The 19,691-nt window shown below is 67.0% G+C and carries 17 protein-coding genes; all 17 read right to left on the bottom strand.

Translation table 11 applies throughout. From position 1 onward, the window contains the following. Window positions 1–47 precede the first annotated feature (47 nt). The 17 genes from nuoH (GY812_07830) to GY812_07750 all read right to left on the bottom strand — a co-directional run bounded on the left by nuoH (GY812_07830) (window position 48) and on the right by GY812_07750 (window position 19,667). Window positions 48–1,100: an NADH-quinone oxidoreductase subunit NuoH gene (gene nuoH / locus GY812_07830; GenBank protein ID MCP4435390.1), complete on the bottom strand. Its 1,053-nt coding sequence runs from the start codon at window positions 1,098–1,100 to the stop codon at window positions 48–50. Then, complete coding sequence (locus GY812_07825; GenBank protein ID MCP4435389.1) at window positions 1,097–2,269, bottom strand: NADH-quinone oxidoreductase subunit D; 1,173 nt, start codon at window positions 2,267–2,269, stop codon at window positions 1,097–1,099. Before GY812_07825 ends, nuoH (GY812_07830) begins: the two co-directional genes overlap by 4 nt. Further along, window positions 2,266–2,991 carry an NADH-quinone oxidoreductase subunit C gene (locus tag GY812_07820; protein ID MCP4435388.1) on the bottom strand — a complete coding sequence of 242 codons (726 nt, stop codon included), beginning with the start codon at window positions 2,989–2,991 and terminating at the stop codon, window positions 2,266–2,268. Before GY812_07820 ends, GY812_07825 begins: the two co-directional genes overlap by 4 nt. Continuing rightward, window positions 2,991–3,518 carry an NADH-quinone oxidoreductase subunit B gene (locus tag GY812_07815; protein MCP4435387.1) on the bottom strand — a complete coding sequence of 176 codons (528 nt, stop codon included), beginning with the start codon at window positions 3,516–3,518 and terminating at the stop codon, window positions 2,991–2,993. Before GY812_07815 ends, GY812_07820 begins: the two co-directional genes overlap by 1 nt. Continuing rightward, a complete protein-coding gene (locus tag GY812_07810) occupies window positions 3,488–3,868 on the bottom strand; it encodes an NADH-quinone oxidoreductase subunit A (protein MCP4435386.1) in 381 nt (126 codons plus the stop codon). Before GY812_07810 ends, GY812_07815 begins: the two co-directional genes overlap by 31 nt. A 116-nt stretch (window positions 3,869–3,984) precedes the next feature. Further along, window positions 3,985–5,550: a molybdopterin-dependent oxidoreductase gene (locus GY812_07805; GenBank protein MCP4435385.1), complete on the bottom strand. Its 1,566-nt coding sequence runs from the start codon at window positions 5,548–5,550 to the stop codon at window positions 3,985–3,987. 308 nt (window positions 5,551–5,858) lie between these two features. Beyond that, entirely contained in the window at window positions 5,859–7,421 is a 1,563-nt protein-coding gene (locus tag GY812_07800) for an NADH-quinone oxidoreductase subunit N (GenBank protein MCP4435384.1), read from the bottom strand. Further along, window positions 7,421–8,983: an NADH-quinone oxidoreductase subunit M gene (locus tag GY812_07795; GenBank protein ID MCP4435383.1), complete on the bottom strand. Its 1,563-nt coding sequence runs from the start codon at window positions 8,981–8,983 to the stop codon at window positions 7,421–7,423. The genes GY812_07800 and GY812_07795 overlap by 1 nt, the downstream gene beginning before the upstream one ends. After that, window positions 8,983–11,016 (bottom strand): NADH-quinone oxidoreductase subunit L, encoded by a 2,034-nt coding sequence (nuoL, locus tag GY812_07790; GenBank protein MCP4435382.1) that lies wholly within the window; start codon window positions 11,014–11,016, stop codon window positions 8,983–8,985. The genes GY812_07795 and nuoL overlap by 1 nt, the downstream gene beginning before the upstream one ends. 1 nt (window position 11,017) lies before the next feature. Beyond that, entirely contained in the window at window positions 11,018–11,341 is a 324-nt protein-coding gene (gene nuoK / locus GY812_07785; GenBank protein MCP4435381.1) for an NADH-quinone oxidoreductase subunit NuoK, read from the bottom strand. Next, window positions 11,341–12,021: an NADH-quinone oxidoreductase subunit J gene (locus GY812_07780; GenBank protein MCP4435380.1), complete on the bottom strand. Its 681-nt coding sequence runs from the start codon at window positions 12,019–12,021 to the stop codon at window positions 11,341–11,343. The genes nuoK and GY812_07780 overlap by 1 nt, the downstream gene beginning before the upstream one ends. After that, entirely contained in the window at window positions 12,018–12,647 is a 630-nt protein-coding gene (gene nuoI, locus GY812_07775) for an NADH-quinone oxidoreductase subunit NuoI (GenBank protein ID MCP4435379.1), read from the bottom strand. The genes GY812_07780 and nuoI overlap by 4 nt, the downstream gene beginning before the upstream one ends. Beyond that, window positions 12,647–13,849, bottom strand: coding sequence for an NADH-quinone oxidoreductase subunit NuoH (gene nuoH / locus GY812_07770; GenBank protein ID MCP4435378.1), 1,203 nt, complete (start codon window positions 13,847–13,849; stop codon window positions 12,647–12,649). The genes nuoI and nuoH (GY812_07770) overlap by 1 nt, the downstream gene beginning before the upstream one ends. Continuing rightward, window positions 13,849–16,329, bottom strand: coding sequence for an NADH-quinone oxidoreductase subunit NuoG (nuoG, locus tag GY812_07765; protein MCP4435377.1), 2,481 nt, complete (start codon window positions 16,327–16,329; stop codon window positions 13,849–13,851). The genes nuoH (GY812_07770) and nuoG overlap by 1 nt, the downstream gene beginning before the upstream one ends. Next, window positions 16,322–17,743 carry an NADH-quinone oxidoreductase subunit NuoF gene (gene nuoF / locus GY812_07760; GenBank protein MCP4435376.1) on the bottom strand — a complete coding sequence of 474 codons (1,422 nt, stop codon included), beginning with the start codon at window positions 17,741–17,743 and terminating at the stop codon, window positions 16,322–16,324. Before nuoF ends, nuoG begins: the two co-directional genes overlap by 8 nt. Beyond that, window positions 17,737–18,372: an NAD(P)H-dependent oxidoreductase subunit E gene (locus tag GY812_07755; protein ID MCP4435375.1), complete on the bottom strand. Its 636-nt coding sequence runs from the start codon at window positions 18,370–18,372 to the stop codon at window positions 17,737–17,739. The genes nuoF and GY812_07755 overlap by 7 nt, the downstream gene beginning before the upstream one ends. Continuing rightward, window positions 18,372–19,667, bottom strand: a complete 1,296-nt coding sequence (locus GY812_07750; protein ID MCP4435374.1) for an NADH-quinone oxidoreductase subunit D — start codon at window positions 19,665–19,667, stop codon at window positions 18,372–18,374. The genes GY812_07755 and GY812_07750 overlap by 1 nt, the downstream gene beginning before the upstream one ends. Window positions 19,668–19,691 lie beyond the last annotated feature (24 nt).

The raw sequence follows: 19,691 nt of genomic DNA, 5'->3' as shown, positions 1-19,691 counted from the left end.
GAGGCCCTTGAACAGGCCGGGGACCCGGGGCCTGGATGGCTTCGGCATCAGAACACCACCTTCAGCACGCCGGTGATGGCGATGTTGACCAGTGCCAGGGGAATCAGCACCTTCCAGGCCAGCTTCTGCAGCTGGTCCTCACGGAAGCGGGGGAAGCTGAACCGCACCCAGAACACCACACCGACGAGCAGCACGGCCTTGAGCGAGATCACGAGCGGGCCCACCCAGTGCATGGCGTCGCGGCTGATGCCCCAGCTCTCCGGCAGCGCCCAGCCGCCGAGGAAGAGTGTGGAGGCCACAGCGGCGAACGCGACGGCGGTGGCGAACTCGGAGATGAAGTAGATGAGGAACCGGATGCCCGTGTACTCGACGTGGTAGCCGGCCACGAGTTCGGACTCCGCGATCGGCATGTCGAACGGTGTCTGGGTGAGCTCGGCCTGCACCGCGATCAGGAAGATGACGAAGCCGATGATCTGGGTGAAGAGGAACGGGTTGCCGATGCCATCCCAGCCGAAGATCGACCCGCTCGACTGCGCGGCCACGATGTCCTGCAGGTTGAGGCTGCCCACCGAGATCACGACACCGACGGTGGCGAGCACCATCGGCAGTTCGTAGGCGATGAGCTGTCCGGCCGCGCGCAGGCCGCCGAGCAGTGCGTACTTGTTGGCCGATGCCCAGCCGGCCATCAGGATGCCGATGACCGACAGCGAGGACACGGCCAGCACGTAGTAGATGCCGGTGGCCAGGTCCGCGATCACTGCGTTGGGCCCCGCGGGGATCACCACGAAGATCAGGAAGGTTGACGTGAGCACCACGGCGGGGGCCATGGCGAACACGAACCGGTCGGCCTTGCGGGGGAAGACGTCTTCCTTCTGGAGCCACTTGCCGACCTCGGCGAGCAGCTGCATGGAGCCGTAGGGGCCGGCTTCCATCGGACCGAGGCGACTCTGCATGAACGAGACGAACTTGAACAGGTAGAGGTAGACGACGCCGCCGGTGAGCAACAGCACGGCCACCAGTCCCAACAGGACCTTGATCGTCGTCTCCTGCCAGTACGCCATCTCGAGCGCCAGCAGCGGGTCGGTGAACGCCGGGATCATCGGTCGATGTCCCCCAGGATGAAGTAGAGCGAGCCCAGGATCGTGACGATGTCGGGCACGTAGACGCCACGCATGATCCACGGCGTGATCGACACGTTGTTGAAGCTGGCCGAGCGGATCTTCACGCGGAACGGCGTGAGGTCTCCTTGGGAAACTACGTAGTAGCCCATCTCGCCGAGGGGGTTCTCCGTGGCCACGTAGGCCTCGCCGGCCGGAACCTTGATGATGCGAGGCACCTTTGCCATGACCGGGCCCGAGGGCAGGCCGTCGCACAGCTGCTCGATCATCTTCACGGCCTCGCGGGTCTCTTGGAGGCGCACCCAGAACCGGGCGAACGAGTCGCCGTCGGGGTGGGTCCAGACCTTCCAGTCGAGCTCCGGGTAGGCGAGACCGATGCAGTTGTCGCGGCGAATGTCCCAGTCGATGCCGGAGCCGCGTGCATTGGCGCCCGACAAGCCGTACTGCATGGCCACGTCCGGCGGGATCACACCGATGCCGCGGGTGCGGGCCTGGAAGATCTCAGAGCCGAGCAGGAGGTCCTCCATCTCGTCACAGAACGAGAGGACCTTCGCCAACGCGACCTTGGTGGACTCGATCCAGCCCTTCGGCAGATCGTCCTTGAGGCCGCCGATGCGGTCGAAGTTGGGGTGGAAGCGACCGCCGGTGGCCGCCTCGATCTGGTCGAGCACGTATTCGCGGTCACGGAAGGCGAAGAACACCGGGGTGACCGCGCCCAGCTGGACACCCATGTCGCCCAGGAACAGGATCATGTGGGCGACCCTGGACATCTCGTGCAGGATGGTGCGGATCCAGGTGGCACGCGGTGGCGCCTCGACCTCCATCAGGTGCTCAGCCGCGAGGATGAAGGGCACCTCGTTGGCGAAGCTGCCCAGCCAGTCGATGCGGTTGAGCAGGGTGGTGACCTGCGGGTAGGTGCGCACCTCGGCGAGCTTCTCGTAGCCACGGTGCATGTAGCCGGCCACCGGCTCGGCACGGATCACCTGCTCACCGTCGAGCTGGGCGACGATGCGCAGGGTGCCGTGCGTGGCGGGGTGCTGCGGGCCGATGTTGAGGGTCATGCCCTCGGTTTCGAGCTCGACGTTGACGCGGGCGTCAGCGGCCTGGCTGGCGATGTAGGAGAGCTTCTGGCGGTCGGTCACTGCAGTCACGACTCAGCTCCCTCGTCGTCGGGTGCGCCCGCAGAATCCTGATCGGTTTCGGGAAGGGTCTCGACATCAACGATGCCGGGCCATGGCTTCACCATGCGGGCCACCAGCGGGTAGTCCTTGCGCAACGGGTTCCCCTCGAAGTCACCCGGCAGGTAGATGTGGCGCAGGCCGGGGTGGCCGATGAACTCGATGCCGAACATCTCCCAGCACTCGCGCTCGTGCCAGTCGGCGCCGGCGTACACACCGGTCCAGGTGGGCATGCGCATGTCGTCGTCGGCCACGTCGGCCTTGAGGGTGATGCCCCAGTGGTCACCGGGGGTGCCGATCGTTGCCACCCGGGCGAGCATCTGGAAACGGCTCTCGCCACCGGCGACACCCTGCACGATCCCGGCGGGCGCCTCTTCTTGGTCGGCGGACTGGCCGGTGCCGAGTGCGTTGTCGACCTCGGAGTCCATGGATCGCCCGTATGGAGACGGCATCCAGTCGATGGCTGAGAGGTAGCCGAAGTATCGGCACCCCATGCGGTTGCGCATGACTTCGGCGGCCTCACCCCACGCACCGGTGGCCACCCGTACCCAGAGGTCGCGGCCGGGGTCGATGTGGCTGCCGACCACGGCGTCGCCCATCGCTTCGACGACCTGGCCGAGGATCTCCTCGCGACGGTCGTCGCGGGGCGGTTCCTCGGGCGTCTCCTCGTCGGTCGAGGTGGTCTCTTCGGCCATCACTCGACCACGATCGGGTCGCCGGTCCAGCGTTGGACCGGATCCTCGTTCTTGATGCGCTCCTGCAGGAGCACCAGGCCCTCAAGGAGTGCTTCGGGCCTCGGCGGGCAGCCGGGCACGTAGACGTCGACCGGGATGATCTGGTCGACACCCTTGGTCACCGAGTAGCTGTCCCAGTAAGGGCCGCCGCAGTTGGCGCAGGAGCCCATCGAGATCACGTACTTCGGGTCGGGCATCTGCTCCCAGAGGCGCAGGATCGAGGGCGCCATCTTGTCGGTGACGGTGCCGGAGATGCAGACGAGGTCGGCCTGGCGGGGGCTGGCCGGCAACGGGATGACGCCGAGGCGCATCACGTCGTAGCGGGGCGAGCCCATGGCGGAGGCCATCTCGATGGCGCAGCACGCGAGGCCCCACTGGTACATCCACACCGAGTAGCTGCGAGCCGTGTTGAGGAGCTTTGTGAGCGGCTTGGGCATCTTGCCGCTCTCGACGAGACCTAGGCCCACTTGAGGACCCCCTTGCGCCATGCGTAGACGAGCGAGAGAAGCAGCACGAACACGAAGAAGCCCATGTGGGCCAGCCCGAAGCCGCCGAAGGCCTCCACCTGGGTGGCCCAGGGGAAGAGGAACACGATCTCGACGTCGAAGATCACGAACAACAGGGCGAATACGTAGTAGCGGATCTGGCTCTGGGACCACATGTCGCCCACGGGGTCGACACCGGATTCATACGACACGTACTTCTGGTCCTGGCGGCGATCCGGGCGGATCAGCCAGGCAATCAACACCAACAGACCCACGAGGATGAACCCGAGGGAGGCGAAGATTCCGACCGTCAGATACGAGCGCAGGAAGTCGCTCAGGGGAGATTCGGACATCGGCTGGGAGACTACTCAGAGGGCGGGACTGAACCAAAGTTAGTGGCCTCTGGTACGCCGAACGCCCAAACCCGCGCAAAGGACCCGTTGCGCAACCCCGGTGCCCCTGCCCGGACTCAATCGGCGACGATGCGCACGCCGTGCCAACCTGAGGACGCACCCGGTCCGGGCCTCGCGAACTCGCCGCTCTGGGTTTGGCCCTCGTTGTCGGTGGCACGCACCTCGATCACGTGCTCGCCGGGCTCGGGCACCAACTCGATTCCCCACTGGCGCCATGTGGTCCCCGAGTACTCCTCGCCCAGCCTGGCCTGCTGCCACGGGCCCTCGTCGATTCGCACCTCAACGGAGCCGATGCCGCGGTTCATTGCCCAGGCCACCCCACCGATGCCCAGGGGTTGGCCCGCCGTCACCGAAGCGCCCTTCTTGGGCGTGTCGATGCGGGATGCGGTCGTCACTGGTGCCTCGGTGTCCCAACCACGGGGGATCCAGTAGCCCTCGAACTCGTCGAATCGGGTCAACTCGATCTCCGAGAGCCACTTGGTCGCCGACACATATCCGAACAGGCCGGGCACGATGAGCCTGGCCGGATATCCATGGTCGGTCGGGAGTGGCTCGCCGTTCATGCCTACCGCAACGATCGCGTCGCGTCCGTCGAGCGCCGCCGTGGGGAATCCGGCGGTGAACCCGTCCACGGAGCGGCCCACCACCTGGTCTGCGGACGCGTCGACGCCGGCCTCTGCCAGGAGGTCGTCCAGCCGGCAGCCGAGCCAGCGGGCCGTGCCGATCAGCTCACCACCGACCTCGTTGGACACACACGCGATGGTGGTGTCGACCTCGATCATCGGGCGGTCGAGCAGCTCCTGGTAGTCGAGGGAGATCTCGTTGTCGACGCGTCCGACCACCGAGAGACTCCAGTCGTCCACGGTCACGCGGGGCACCACCAACGCCGTGTCGATCCTGTAGAAGTCCTTGTTGGGAGTGATGAACGGCGACACGCCGTCGATTCCCACGTCGACTCCGTCGCCGATCGGCGCCAGCGGGGTCGCCGGTTCTGGCAGCGTGATGCCGAGTCGCTCCGCAGCAACGGCCGCCGTGGAGCGCAGCCAGGCCGACAGCGCCCCCACTCCCCCAGCCACGACCGCCGTGCCGCCAGTGGCCACGAAGAAACGGCGTCGCGACAGCGCAACGGACGCCTGAGCGCCGCGCTCGCCCATCACCGCCACTGTCTCGCCATGGCGTGCAGCACCGGGCCAAGCACGGCCGGCCAGCCCCGCGAACCAGAACAGCAGCGCCACGGACACGGCTCCCCCGGCCAGCGTCGCCAGGGCGGATCCCCAGCCTGCCCCGCCCCGACCGAGTGGTGACACCGCGCCCACGGCGATCACTAGCGCCACCAGTGCAACGGCCGACCCCCTCCGACCGGAGACCATCCAGTGGCCTGCCAGGGCCGCCAGTGCCACCAGGATCACCGCCACACCGGCGAGCAGTACGGCCTTGTCCGAGGTGCCGAACGTGGAGATCGCCCAGTCGCGCACCGGTTTGGGCACCACATCCACGACGCGGTTGCCCACCTCCACCAGCGGAGAAATGGCGCCGTCACGCAGGGATGCGACCAACTCGGCGAAGACGAGCCCACCGGCCAGGGCCACCACTCCGAGCACAGCCCCCACCCAGCGGGGCATGGCCCGTATGGCATCCTGCGGCTCTTCTGGTCCCGGTACTGGGTCTGCTGACTCGGTGGTCTGCACCCCTCCATTGTCGCCTCCGACCCACCGCGATGCTTCCCGGGGCCCCTTACGATCCGCGAAACACGGGTTCACCGCCCGACATCGATTGGGACAGGCTGGGGGCATGGCCGACGCCCCAGCGCACTTCCCACCACAGATCCGGGCCCTCGACGACTGGTACCACGTGGGTGCAGGCGTCGAACACGCGGCCGACTTCGCCGTGGACACCTCCGAGATCGAGTTCTGGTTCTCTACCTGAGCAACTAGCTGCCCGAGACCAACTCGGCGGTCGCGTCGTTGGCGACGCGGGTGGCCGGCCCGGGCACGATGCCCAGCGCGAGCGTGCCGACGAGGGCGATCGCGAGGGCGAAGCCGGCTGCGACCGGAATCCGCACCTTCGGCCCCTCGAACTCGGCGACCTCCTCGCTGTCCTCTGCCGCGCCCTGCGGGGCTGCGAAGTACATCGCCACGATCACCCGCAGGTAGAGGAAGGCGCCGATCACAGCGGACAGCATTGCGATCACCGCGAGCGCCCAGGCACCCTGCTCGGCCACCGCTCCGATCACATAGAACTTCGCGAGGAACCCTCCGGTCAGCGGCACGCCCGACTGCGCGAGCAGGAACACCGCGAACAGCATCGCCAGGCCCGGTCGCGCCCGGGCGAGTCCGCGGTAGTCGTCGATTGAGTGCCGTCCATCACCGGTGCGCCCGATCAGTGTCACCACACCGAAGCTGCCGGCGACCATGAACGTGTACACCAGGACGTAGAACAACGCCGCCGAGGTGCCTGCATCGGATGCTGCGGACACGCCGAGCAGGATGAAGCCGGCGTGGCTGATCGACGAGTAGGCGAGCAGGCGCTTCACGTTGGTCTGCACGATTGCCAGAAGCGAGCCGAACACGAGGCTTAGCACCGCGAGCGCCGCGATCATCGGCACCCATTCCTCGCGGTAGGTGGGTCCGAAGGTCGTGACGAACACCCGCAGGAGGCCGGCCACGGCGGCAGCCTTGACGCCCGACGCCATGAACGCCGCCACCGGCGTGGGCGCGCCCTGGTACACGTCGGGTGCCCACATGTGGAACGGCACTGCCGCGATCTTGAAGCCGAAACCAACGACCATGAACGCGAGCCCTGCGAGGAGGACGCCGTTGTCGGTGATCACGTTGTCAGCCAGGAACGCCTGGATGTCGACCAGGTTCGTGGAGCCGATGGCGCCGTACACGAACGCGATGCCGTAGAGCAGGATCGCCGAGGAGAACGCTCCGAGCACGAAGTACTTCATGCCCGCCTCCTGTGAGGAGGCCCTTCGGGTGTGCATCGCAGCGAGCACGTAGACCGACACGGACAGGATCTCGAGGCCCACGAACAACACGATCAGGTCGTTGGCCGAGGCCATGACCACGCCACCCGAGGCGGACAGGAGCATCAGCACGTACCACTCGGGCCCTTCGAGGTCCTCGCGCCTGAGGTATCCCTCGAGCAGCAGCGTCGCCAGCACCACCGAGATGCAGATGACCACGGTGACGAACAGCGAGAACCCGTCGAGGCCCACGGCTCCTGCGATCGCGCTCGATGCGCCTTCGTCCTGCACCCGCTGCCAGAGCGGGATGCACGCCAGACCCGCGCCCGTGGCGACCACGACAGTCCAGACCGCGTGGAACCATCCGGGCAGGCGGCCCCGCACGATCGACACCACCGTGAGCAACAGGATGCCGCCGACGATGAGGATGAGCGACGGCGCGATGGCGGACCAGACGATCTCGGGAGTCGCGGGCTCCTCGATGATCAACTCGGGGACCGGAACGTCGGGAACCTGGGTCAGCATCAGCTGCCTCCCTCATCCGACTCGCCGGCCGCGCTCGACGCGGGGCCCGGCTCCTGGCCCGCATCCGGGGACTCGAAGCCCGGCACGGACTCCTCGACATGCACGATGATCGCCTCCACGGAGGGCTCGATCCGCTCGAGCATCGGAGTGGGGTACAGGCCGAGGAACACGATCAGCGCCAGCAGGGGCAGCATCACGAGGAACTCCCCGGCGGTCATGTCGCGCATCTTCGCGTTGGCCCCGGTGACCGGACCGTGGAAGGTGCGCTGGTACGCCCACAGGAGGTAGAGCGCAGCCAGAACCACGCCGCTGACCGCAACGACGCCCCACCAGCGAGCACCCGAGAAGGCTCCGAGAAGGGCCAGCAGCTCACCCGGGAAGCCGTTCAGTCCCGGCAGGCCGACCGAGGAGAGCATCACGACCGTGAAGACCGCTGCCATCACCGGAGCGACCTTCTGCAGGCCCGACAGCTCCGAGATCAGGCGGGTGTGGCGCCGCTCGTAGATCATCCCGACGAGCAGGAACAACGCCCCGGTCGTGATGCCGTGGTTGACCATGATCAGGATGCCGCCCTCCATGCCCTGCAGGGTGAGCGAGAACATGCCGAGGATGATGAAACCGAGGTGCGCCACGGACGAGTACGCCACGAGCCGCTTCAGGTCCTTCTGCATGGTGGCGGCGATGGCGCCATATGTGATTCCTATGACGCCGAGGGTCATCAGCACAGGTGCCGCCCAGACCGAGGGCTCGGGGAAGAGTTCGATCCCCAGGCGCAGGAACCCGTAGGTACCGAGCTTCAGCATCACGGCCGCCAGGATCACCGAGCCGGCCGTGGGCGCCTCGGTGTGGGCGTCGGGCAGCCACGTGTGCAACGGGAACAGCGGCACCTTCACAGCGAACGCAATGGCAAAGGCCACGAAGATCCAGCGGGCGGCCGACGTGGAAATGGCCAGCTGGTCGGTGAGCACCGTGATGTCGAACGTGAGCGGGTCTCCGGTGGCCTGGGACTGCAATACCCCCAGGGCGAAGATGCCCACGAGCATCAGGGCCGAGCCGAACATCGTGTACAGGAAGAACTTGGTGGCTGCGTAGATGCGGCGGCCGTGGCCCCACATGCCGATGAGGAAGTACATCGGCACAAGCACGATCTCGAAAAACACGAAGAACAGCACCAGGTCGAGTGAGGTGAACACACCGATCGCACCGGCCTGCAGCAACAAGAGCCAGGCGTAGTAGGGCTTCGGGTCGTGGTGGGCCTTGGCGCCGAGGATCGCTATCGGGAAGATGCAGCCCGACAGCACGACCAGGAACAGCGACACCCCGTCGATGCCGAAGTGCCAGGAGATGCCCAACTCGGAGATCCAGTCGCGCTGAACGACGAACTGGTACCCGGCCTCACCACTGCGGAACTGCGTGAGCATGTAGACCGACACCACGGCGGTGGCCGAGCTGGCGAGCAGGGCGATCGGGCGGAACAGCTCCGCGCGGCCGCGGGGAGTGATGCCGATCAGTGCGGCTCCGAGGACCGGGAGCAGGATCATTGCGGGGATCACGGCGGACATCAGCTGCTCATCCTCAGGATCACGAACACCAGTAGTGCAACTGTTCCGCCCGCTATCGCGAGGGCGTACGCGCGCACGAAGCCACTTTGCAGGCCGCGCATGGCCCTTCCGCTGAGCAGCGCGAGCCGGCCCACCCCGTTCACGCCTCCGTCGACCACTTCGGAGTCGAAGTCGGCCACGCCCTGGAAGGCCGCTTCACCCGGCCCTCCGACGACCTCGGCGTAGGCCGCGTCGATGTACAGGGCTTCTTCGAACGCAGGCTGTTCGATCTTCGACGGGTCGACCTTGTGACGCTGGTACACGCGCCAGGCGAACCAGATCCCGACGAACGCGACCGCGATCGCCACGAGGGCCAGGATCACGATCGTGAGCCCCGGCAACTTGGCGTGGTCATAGGAAAGCGCAGGATCCAGCCAGTCCTCGAGCACATGGAAGCTGTTGCCGAACGGCAGGTTCAGCAGGCCCGACACGGTTGCGAACACCGCCAGCACCAGCAGCGGCACGGTCATCGTCCAGGCGGGCTCACGCGGCTCGTGCTCGGGTGTCAGGTGATGGCCCCCATGGTCGCCGTCACCATGGCTGCTGTCACCGTGGTCGCCCTCGGTGTCCGAAGCGATGGCGGCCGCGGTGGCCGGGGCGTCCTCGTACTCCTCATGCATCTCCTCGGGGGTGAGGGCCGGCTCGGGCTCCCGCCAGTTCTCGGTGCCACCGAAGAACGTCATGATCACCAGGCGGGTCATGTAGAACGCCGTCAGCAGTGCCACCGCGACGCCGATCGCCCACTTCACTGCGCCAAGGGAGCCGGAATCGTAGGCAGCGGCGAGGATCTCGTCCTTCGACCAGAATCCGGAGAACGGCGGCACACCGGCGATGGCCAGCCAGCCGACGATGAATGTTGCGGACGTGATCGGCAGGTACTTGCGGAGCTGTCCGTAGCGACGCATGTCCTGTTCGTGCGCCATCGACACGATCACCGCACCCGAGCCGAGGAACAGCAGTGCCTTGAAGAAGGCGTGGGTGACCATGTGGAAGGTGCCGGCGACGAAGGCCCCGGACCCGATGGCGAGGAACATGTAGCCGAGTTGGGAGACCGTGCTGTAGGCCAGCACCTTCTTGATGTCGTTCTGGGCCACGGCCGCCAGCGCTGCGATGAGTGCCGTCCCCAGCCCGACCCAGGCGATCACCTCGTTCGCCCAGCCCGCATCGTGCAGCAACGGGTTCAGTCGGGTGAGCAGGAAGATGCCCGAGGTGACCATGGTGGCGGCGTGTATGAGCGCGGACACCGGCGTGGGGCCGGCCATCGCGTCGGGCAGCCAGACGAACAACGGGAACTGTGCGGACTTGCCGGCGGCGGCGAGGAAGAACAACAGCACCACCGCGGTGGCGGTCGCAGCTCCGAACAGACCACTTTCGGCACCCTCGGTGATGTCCAGGTAGTTGATCGACCCGATGGTCACCCAGACCAGGAACGTGCCGAGCATGAAGCCGAAGTCGCCGATGCGGTTGGTGACGAATGCCTTCTTGCCGGCCGTGGCGTTGGCCCGGTCGGTGAACCAGAAACTGATCAGCAAGTACGAGCATGCCCCCACGCCCTCCCAGCCCAGGAAGGTCATGATCAGGTTGTCGCCCATCACCAGGAAGATCATCGAGGCGACGAAGAGGTTGAGGTACACGAAGAACCTGGCGTAGTCCGGATCGCCCTTCATGTATCCGATCGAATACAGGTGGATCAGCGTGGCGATGCCCGTTATGAAGAGGCACATCGTGATGCTGAGCGGATCGGCGATGAGACCGAAGTCCACCGAGAAGCCCCCTGCAGGGATCCACTCGAACAGTGTGAGCTGGAGTGTTCGGTCGTCGGTGGGCAGCCGCTCCAACTCCGAGAAGGCAGCGATGGATGCTGCGAAGGATCCGCCGACCACCGCCGTTGCGAACCAGCCCGCAAGCGGATCGCCGAGGCGCCGGCCAAAGGGCAGCAGCAGTGCGAAACCGATCAGCGGCAGCGCGGGTATGAGCCAGATGAGGTCTTCCATGTCAGCGCCTCATCAGGGACAGGTCGTCCGCGGTGGCGCCCTGACGCCGCCGCATGATCGCAACCACCAGCGCGAGGCCGACCACGACCTCAGCCGCGGCGACGACCAGCACGAAGAACACGAACGCCTGCCCACCCACGTCGTCGAGGGCACGAGAGAAGGCCACGAAGGTCAGGTTGACCGCGTTGAGCATCAGCTCCACACACATGAACATCACCAGCGGGTTGCGGCGCACGAGCAGTCCCGTGGCACCGATGGCGAAGATCAATGCCGCCAGCACGAGGTACCAGGTCTCGGTGAGCACGAGTTCCACCTGGGCGAGCATCATGGCTGGTCCTCCCCCACCGGATCCGGCTCCCCCGGGCCGACTGCGTCGACCTCGACCGACTCGATGTCGGCCTCATCCGGCCCGCCCGCCATTGCGGCCTGCTCGACCTGCTCCAGGGCGGTGCCCTCGGGGAATTCGTCGAGGTCGATGGCCTCGCCCGGCTGCTTGCGAGCAAGTACGACCGCTCCCACCACCGCGATGGTCAGAAGCACCGCGGTGATCTGGAAGGCGAACACGTAGTCGGTGAACAACACCTCACCGAGGCGGTTCACGTCGGCCACCTCGGGGTCGAGGGGTGCCGTGACCGAAGGGGTTCCGGTGACGGCCTGGGTGCCGGCCAGCAGGGCGGTCAGCGAGAGTCCGAGAATGGCCACACCGCAGATCACCGCCGACACGCGTTGGCCCGCTATCGGCTCGATGCCGAGCGACGTGGCGCGGTCCACGCCCAACAACATGATGACGAACAGGAAGAGCACCACTATTGCGCCGGCGTACACGATCACCTGGATGGCAGCGAGGAAATAGGCCTCCTGGGCGATGAACAGCACGGCCACGCCGAACAGCGTGGCCACGAGGCTCAGGGCGTTGTGGACCGGATTGCGGAACAGCACCACGCCCAGCGCGCCGCCGAGGCAGATCGCCCCTGCGAGCAGGAAGGTGACCATCTCGACCCTCACTGGTCACCGTCCGGGTCTGCCGACTGGCCCTGCTCGGGTGCGCGCACGCCGTAGCCGAGCTCGCCGGCCCAGGCCACGATCCCCTCGAACTCGGCATTGCCGGCCGACGAGGTGGCACGCATCCAGCCGGAAGTGTCCTCCGCCGGGTCGAACCCGCCGTCCCAGTTCTCCCAGGGGAGCTGCTTCGGGCGACCATCATCGCCCACCACCAGCTCGTCCTTGGTGTAGATCGCATCCGAGCGGTTGGTGAACGCGAACTCGAACAGCTTCGACTCCGTGATCGCCTGGGTAGGGCAGGCCTCCACGCACAGGTCGCAGTGGATGCACCGCAGGTAGTTGATCTCGTAGACGTAGCCGAAGCGCTCGCCCGGCGAAGTCGGGTCTTCGGGATCGTTGTCGGCGCCGCGCACGTAGATGCAGTTGGCGGGGCACACACCGGCACAGAGCTCGCAGCCGATGCACTTCTCCATGCCGTCCTCGTAGCGGTTGAGGACGTGGCGGCCGTGGAATCGCTCCGGCTTGGGGCGCACCTCCTCGGGGTACTCGAGGGTGAGGCGGCGGCCCGTTTCGGAGCGAACGCCCGCCCACTTCTTCAGGGTGACCTTGAATCCGTCGAGATAGCCCATCAGTCGAACCCCCCGTCCACGAGGGACCGTTCACGATTCGCCCGGCCGGCGCGGATCGAGAGCCGCAGCAGCGACGCACCGAGCAGCAGCCCTGCGGCGCTGACGGCGATCACGGCCGGGATGCTCCAGTCGTTGTCGATGCCGACCTTCACGGCTGCCACGACCAGGAACCATCCGAGCGCCAGCGGGATCAGCAGCTTCCAGCCGAGGTCCATCAGCTGGTCGTAGCGGAACCGGGGCAGCGTGGCGCGGAACCACACGAAGATGAACAGGAACACGAACAGCTTGGCGAAGAAGTACGCCATCGGCAGGACATAGTCGGAGATCCAGCCCGTGATGCCGAACGTGGGACCGGCCGGGCCGCCGAGGAAGAGCGTCACGATGATCGCGGACATGGTCACCGTGTTCATGAACTCCGCGAGGAAGAACATCGCGAACCGCAGCGCCGTGTACTCGGTGTGGAATCCGCCGACGATCTCCTGCTCGGCCTCGACGAGGTCGAACGGCGGCCGGTTGAGCTCCGCGGTGCCCGCGATGACGAACACGATGAATGGCACGAGGCCGGTCATCCAGATGTTCCATCGGCCGCCTGCCTGGCCGTCGACGATCAGGTTGGTGGACAGCGAGCCTGCCAGCAGCAGGACGGTGGCGACCGACAGACCCAGCGCCGCCTCGTACGAGACCATCTGCGCCGATGCGCGCACCGAGCCGAGCAGCGGGTACTTCGAGCCGGAGGACCAGCCCGCCAGCATCACGCCGTAGACGGCAATCGACGACATGGCGAGCACCAGCAGGATCCCTATCTGCGGGTCGGCGACCTGCATCAGTGTCTCGTGGCCGAACATCGTGACCACGCCGTCGTTGTCACCGGAGAAGTTGCCCGCGATGGGCACGACCGTGAACACCAGGAACGCCGGCACCAGCGACAGGTAGGGCGCCAGGCGGTACACGAACGGATCCGCCTTCTCCGGCGACAGCTCTTCCTTGAAGAACAACTTGATGCCATCCGCGAGGGTCTGCAGAAGACCGAAGGGACCTGCGCGGTTGGGTCCGATGCGGTTCTGCATGTCGGCCACGAGCTTGCGCTCGAACCAGACCATCAGCATCACACCGACCATGAGCGCGGCAAACGCGACGACGACCTTGAGCAGCACTATCAGCACCTCTGCCAGCCCCACGTCGCCGGAGAGCAGTGGATCCATCAGGCCACCTCCACCCTCACGTCGCAGACGGCGTCGGCGCTGTTGACCAGCGCACCGGGGTCACCGCCGGCGAGGTTGTGATGGATCACTGCAACCCCACGACCCACCGACGCGTCGGCCCGGGCCGGAAGCGTGATCGTGCCGTGCTGTGACGTGACCTTCACCCTGGTGCCGCTGTCGATGCCGAGAGGTGCCGCGTCCGCGGGGCTCAGGAGCGCGACTGCAGCCGGTGCGAGTTCGGCCGAGGACGGGGAGTGTGCGAGCAGGGTGCCCCGGTCATACAGCGTGCGGGTGACCAGCAGTCGCTGGGAGTAGGCGTTGGCCGGAGGCACCTCGATGCCCGGCGCGACGACGTCGACCGGCCGCGCAGCCAGGTCGACCAGCACACCGTCCACAGCTTCGGGTGAACCGGGAGCGGTCGATGCGAGCGGGGCATGTGCCGGTGACAGCGCCACCAGCTCGTCGAGCAGCTCAGACGCCGAGGACTCGACGCCCAGGTCGCCACCGAGCTTCGCTGCCAACTCCACGGCGATGAGCCAGTCGGCGCGGGCGGTGCCGGGCGGGGTGACCAGCTGCTGCACGGCGCTGACCCTGCCCTCGAAGTTGGTGGTGGTGCCGGACACCTCACCGAGTGCGGCTGCCGCCAGGACCACCGATGCAGACCTGGCACTCTCGTTGACGAACGGGTCCACCGAGATCACGGTGCGCACGCCGGACAGCGCACGCCGGGCCAGTGAGCGGTCCGGGAAGTCCACCAGGGGATCGGCACCGAGCAGCACGAGCACCTCGATGCGCCCCTTTGCGGCGTCCTCCAGGATTCCCGCGGTGTCGAGGCCGGCCTCGAGGTCTGCGGTGCCCCAGGCCTCGCTCACTGCAGCAGAGTCCAGAGGCAGGCCACCCGGACCCATCCCCGGGGCGAGACCGGCTTCCAGTGCGCCACGGATGTTGCCGCGGTCGAGCAACGTGAGGAACGTGGCGCCGGGAACTGCCTGGCGAACCGCAGCGATCGCGTCGACGACGCAATCGGCCGACTCGGCCAGGTTGGAGCGGCCCACGACGACCTTGAGGTCATCGCCCGCTGCCCTCAGCACCTCGGCTGCACCGGAGGCGCCCTCGGGAGGTTCACCGGCAAGCAGCGATGCGACGGTCGCGGCGGCCGCGCCGGGCACCGTGGGCACCCGGTGTGCGACGAGGTCGCCCAGCGCGGTCGCCCGCGGGGTCACCTCGATCACCTTCACGCCGTCCTGGCTGGCCGCGTGCCGCATGCGCAGGTGCATCACCGGTACGTCTTCGATCGGATCGGAGGCCAGCCACAGCACCGTCGAGCCAGGGGCGCACACATCGTCGATCGTGGCGCCGGGCAGACCGAGTACCACCGGGGCGGGCAGGCCGTCACCGACCTGTGCATCGACATTGTCGGTGCCGATCACCTTGCGCGCCAGCTTCGACCAGGCGTACTGCGCCTCGTTGGTGAGCCTCGCTCCGCCGATCATCGCCACGGACTGCGGCCCGCGGCCATCGACTGCGGAACTTATGTGGCCTGCTGCAGCGGTGAGCGCCTCGTGCCAGCGGGCGGAAGCCAACTCGCCGTCTTCGCCGCGCACGAGCGGGTCGGAGACCCGCTCGTCGCTGTTGGCCGCTTCGAAACCGAACCGGCCCTTGTCGCACAACCATGACCAGTTGACCGGGTCGGAGTCGACGCCCTGGAGGCGCAGCAGCTCGTTGCGGCTGGATTCGAGGGTCACCGTGCAGCCCATCGAGCAACGCGTGCAGGTGGACTCGGTCGCCTCGAGGTCCCATGGGCGGGCCTTGAAGCGATAGGGCTTGGCGGTGAGCGCACCCACCGGGCAGATCTGGACCGTGTTGCCGGAGAAGTACGAGCTGAACGGTTCGCCCGGGAACGTGTTGACCTCGGTGCCGGATCCGCGGTTGATGAAGTGGATGAGCGGTTCGCCGGCCACCTCATCGGCGAACCGGGTGCAGCGGTCGCAAAGGATGCAGCGCTCACGATCGAGGTAGACCGTCTCGGAGATCGGGATCGGCTTGGCGAAGTGGCGCTTCTCCTCGACGAACCGCGACTCGCCCGGACCGTAGGCGTATGCCTGGTCCTGCAGAGGACACTCGCCACCCTTGTCACACACCGGGCAGTCGAGCGGATGGTTGGCCAGGAGGAACTCGAGCACGCCGTCCTGGGCCTTGGCCACCGTGTCGTTCTCGGTGTCGACCGTCATGCCGTCGGTGACGGGGATCATGCAGCTGGGTTGCAGTGCGGGGCCACGGCCGGAGTCGACCTCGACGAGGCACATGCGGCACATCCCAACCGGCGACATGCGCGGGTGGTAGCAGAACCGCGGAATCCAGGCGCCGTTTCGCTCACAGGCATCGATCAGCAGCTCGCCGTCCTGGGCGGTGATCGACTCACCGTTCACGGTTATCCCGACCGGGTCGGTCACGTCGATGTCACGGGGGCGCTCAGCCATGGCCGCCTCCCGCAGGTACGGAGGCAACCGGCTCGGCGGTCACCTCTATCGCATCGCGACGCGTGATCTTCTCTTCGAACTCATCACGGAACCGCCTGATGGCGGAGGTGATCGGAGCAACCGACGACGGCCCCAGCGGGCAGATCGTGGTCTGCTTGGGGGGGAACGGCACTGCATCGAGGCCGCGGGAGGGATCGGCTGCGACCGGATATGGACCGGGGGAGATGTTGTCGGCGACATCGAGCAGCAGTTCGATGTCGCTCGGGCGGCCGGCGCCATCGAGGATCCGCTCGAGGATCTTCTCCTCCCAGGTGGTGCCCTCGCGGCACGGCGAGCACTTGCCACATGACTCGCGGGCGAAGAACCGTACGATCCGCAGGCATGCGCGCACGGCGTCGGTGGTCTCGTCCATCACGACCACGGCGCCCGAACCGAGCATCGAACCCGCGGATCCGACGTCGCGGCCCTCGAGCGGCAGGTCGACCTGCTCCTCGAAGAACCATGGAGCCGAGGCGCCGCCGGGAATGAACATCTTGAGCTCATTGCCGTCGCGGATGCCGCCGCCGTACCCGGGCGACTCGAACAGCTCCCTGAAGGTGGTGGTGCCCTGGGGAACCTCGTAGATCCCGGGCGAGTTCACGTGTCCGGACAGGGCGATGAGGCGGGTGCCCGGAGAGGCCTCGGTGCCGACGGCCCGGTATGCGGTCGCTCCGTGGGCCACCAGCCACGGCAGGTTCGAGAGCGTCTCGACGTTGTTGACGATCGTGGGAGCCATGTAGAGGCCCTTGGCCGCAGGGAAGAACGGGGGTTTCAGCCGCGGCATGCCCCGGTTGCCCTCGAGCGACTCGATGAGCGCGGTCTCCTCGCCCACGATGTAGGCACCGGCCCCCCAGTGCAGCACCACGTCGACGCTGAAATCGGTGCCGAGGATGTTCTTCCCCACCAGGTTGGCCTCGTAGGCCTCATTGAGCGCCGATGCGATCCGCTCCTGTGCATGGGGCATCTCGCCGCGCACGTACAGGAAGACCTGGGCCGCCCCGATCGCGTAGGCGCAGATCAGGGCGCCCTCGATGAGCTGGTGCGGGTCGCGCTCCATGAGCACGCGGTCCTTGTAGGTGCCCGGCTCGGACTCGTCGCCGTTGACCACGATGTAGCGCGGCCACACGTCGGGCGGGCAGAACCCCCATTTCACACCTGCGGGGAATCCGGCGCCGCCACGGCCGAGCAGCGTCGCCTCCTTGACCATTTCGCCGACTTCGTCGGGGGACATGTCGAGCGCCCTGCGAAGTGAGGCGTAGCCCTCGTAGGAACCCGTCGAGCGGTATCCCTCGAGGGTGTGCCCGCTCGGCTCGTCGAAGCGCGACGACACGATCCTCGGCACGGAAGCGGTGCTCGCGACGTCGTCGCTCACGATCCCTCCCCCGCCGGCGCCGCGTCGGCAGCGGCTCGCTCGATCCACACCGGCGCACCCTGGGCCTCCGGCGGCGTGATGTTCGCAATGCGGTCGCCTTCGAGGTCCTGGCGGACCTTGCCGAGGGTGCCGTGCCCGGGCACTGTGCCGTCGAGCCCACCCGAGCGGAGGTCTTCGATCAGCCTGTCGAAGGACTCGCTGTCGAGACGGTGGAAGTAGCGGTAGTTGACCTGCACGGCAGGCGCCTCTGTGCATGCCGCCACGCACTCCACGTCCTCCAGGGTGAACAAGCCGTCCTCGGTCGTGCCACCCGAGCGGATCCCAAGCGACTTCTCGGCGTGCTCCAGCAGTTCCTCTCCACCGACGAGCTGGCACGAGATGTTGGTGCACACGTTGACGCAGTACTTGCCCACCGGGTGAAGCTTGAACATCTCGTAGAAACTGGCCGTGCCCAGCACCTCCGCGGGTGTGGCGCCGACCAGCTCGGCGACATGCTCCATGGCCTCCTCGCTGAGCCAGCCGTCCTGCTCCTGGGCCAGGTGGCAGAGCGGGATGGTCGCTGAGCGCGGCCGCGGGTAGCGAGCGATGATCTTCTGCGCGAGGAGTTCGTTGTCGGGGGTGAAGCGCGGCATTAGCGGTCGACCTCCCCCATGATCGGATCGACCGAAGAGATGATCGCGACGGTGTCGGCGAGCAGGGAGTCCTTCATCAGGTGGGGCAGGCTCTGCAGGTTGACGAACGACGGGGCCCTCACGTGCATCCGGTGCGGCTTCGAGCTGCCATCGGACACGATGTACACGCCAAGTTCCCCGCGGGGGCTCTCGACAGCTGCGTAGGCCTCGCCCTCGGGCACCTTGAAGCCCTCGGTGAAGATCTTGAAGTGGTGGATCAGGGCTTCCATCGACTCGTCGATGCGGGCACGGGGCGGCGGGGTCACCTTCTTGTCCTGAATCCGGTAGTCACCGGCAGGCATCTTGTCGACCATCTGGGTGATCATGCGAATCGACTCGCGCATCTCGTTGAGCCGGATCGCGTAGCGGTCGAACGAGTCGCCGTAGCTCCCGACCAGCACATCGAAGTCGAGCTGGTCGTAGTTCAGGTACGGAATGTCGCGACGGAGATCCCAGGCGTAGCCGGTGGCGCGCAGGATCGGGCCGGTCACACCGAGCGCGAGCGCTTCTTCGGTGGTGATGACGCCGACGCCCTGCAGTCGCTCGCGCCAGATCGGCTGGCCGGTCATCAGGGTGTCGAACTCCTCGAGGCGGTCAGGCAGCGGCTCGAGGATCTCCGCCAGCTCCTGCTGCCAGCCGTCGGGGAGGTCGGCTGCAACACCGCCGGGGCGGATGAAGTTGTGGTTCATCCGCAAGCCCGTGACCATCTCCAGGAAGCGCAGCAGCTCCTCGCGCTCGCGCCAGCCGTAGAGCATCATGCCCACGGCTCCCAGGTCCATGCCGTTGGTGGCCATGAACAGCATGTGGGAGGTGAGGCGGTTGACCTCGCACAGCAGCATGCGGATCCACTGGGCCCGCTGGGGCACCTCGATGCCGAGCAGCTGCTCGACCGCGAGTGAGAAGGCCAGCTCGGTGAACAGCGGGCTGGCGTAGTCCATCCGGGTCACGTTGGTGGGACCCTGGAGGTAGCTCAGCTCTTCGCCGGTCTTCTCCATGCCGGTGTGCAGGTATCCGATGACGGGCTTGGAGCGGGTGATCAGCTCCCCGTCGAGTTCGAGCACGAGGCGCAGCACACCGTGGGTCGAGGGGTGCTGGGGCCCCATGTTCATGATCATCCGCTCACCCAGGCCCTCTGCGGTGGGCGGCTGATAGCCCGACTGCTGCTCGGCCTCGGTCTCGCTCAGGCGCAGCACGGCGCCGTCTTCGCCCAACCGCTGCAGGGCTGAATCAAGTGCCTCGAGGTCCGTCGCGCTCATTGTGGTGGTGGGGTCTCTGCGGGG

The sequence above is a fragment of the Actinomycetes bacterium genome, assembly GCA_024222295.1.
Classification (GTDB): Bacteria; Actinomycetota; Acidimicrobiia; order Acidimicrobiales; family Microtrichaceae; genus JAAEPF01.
This window is presented reverse-complemented; position numbering and strand designations above follow the sequence as displayed.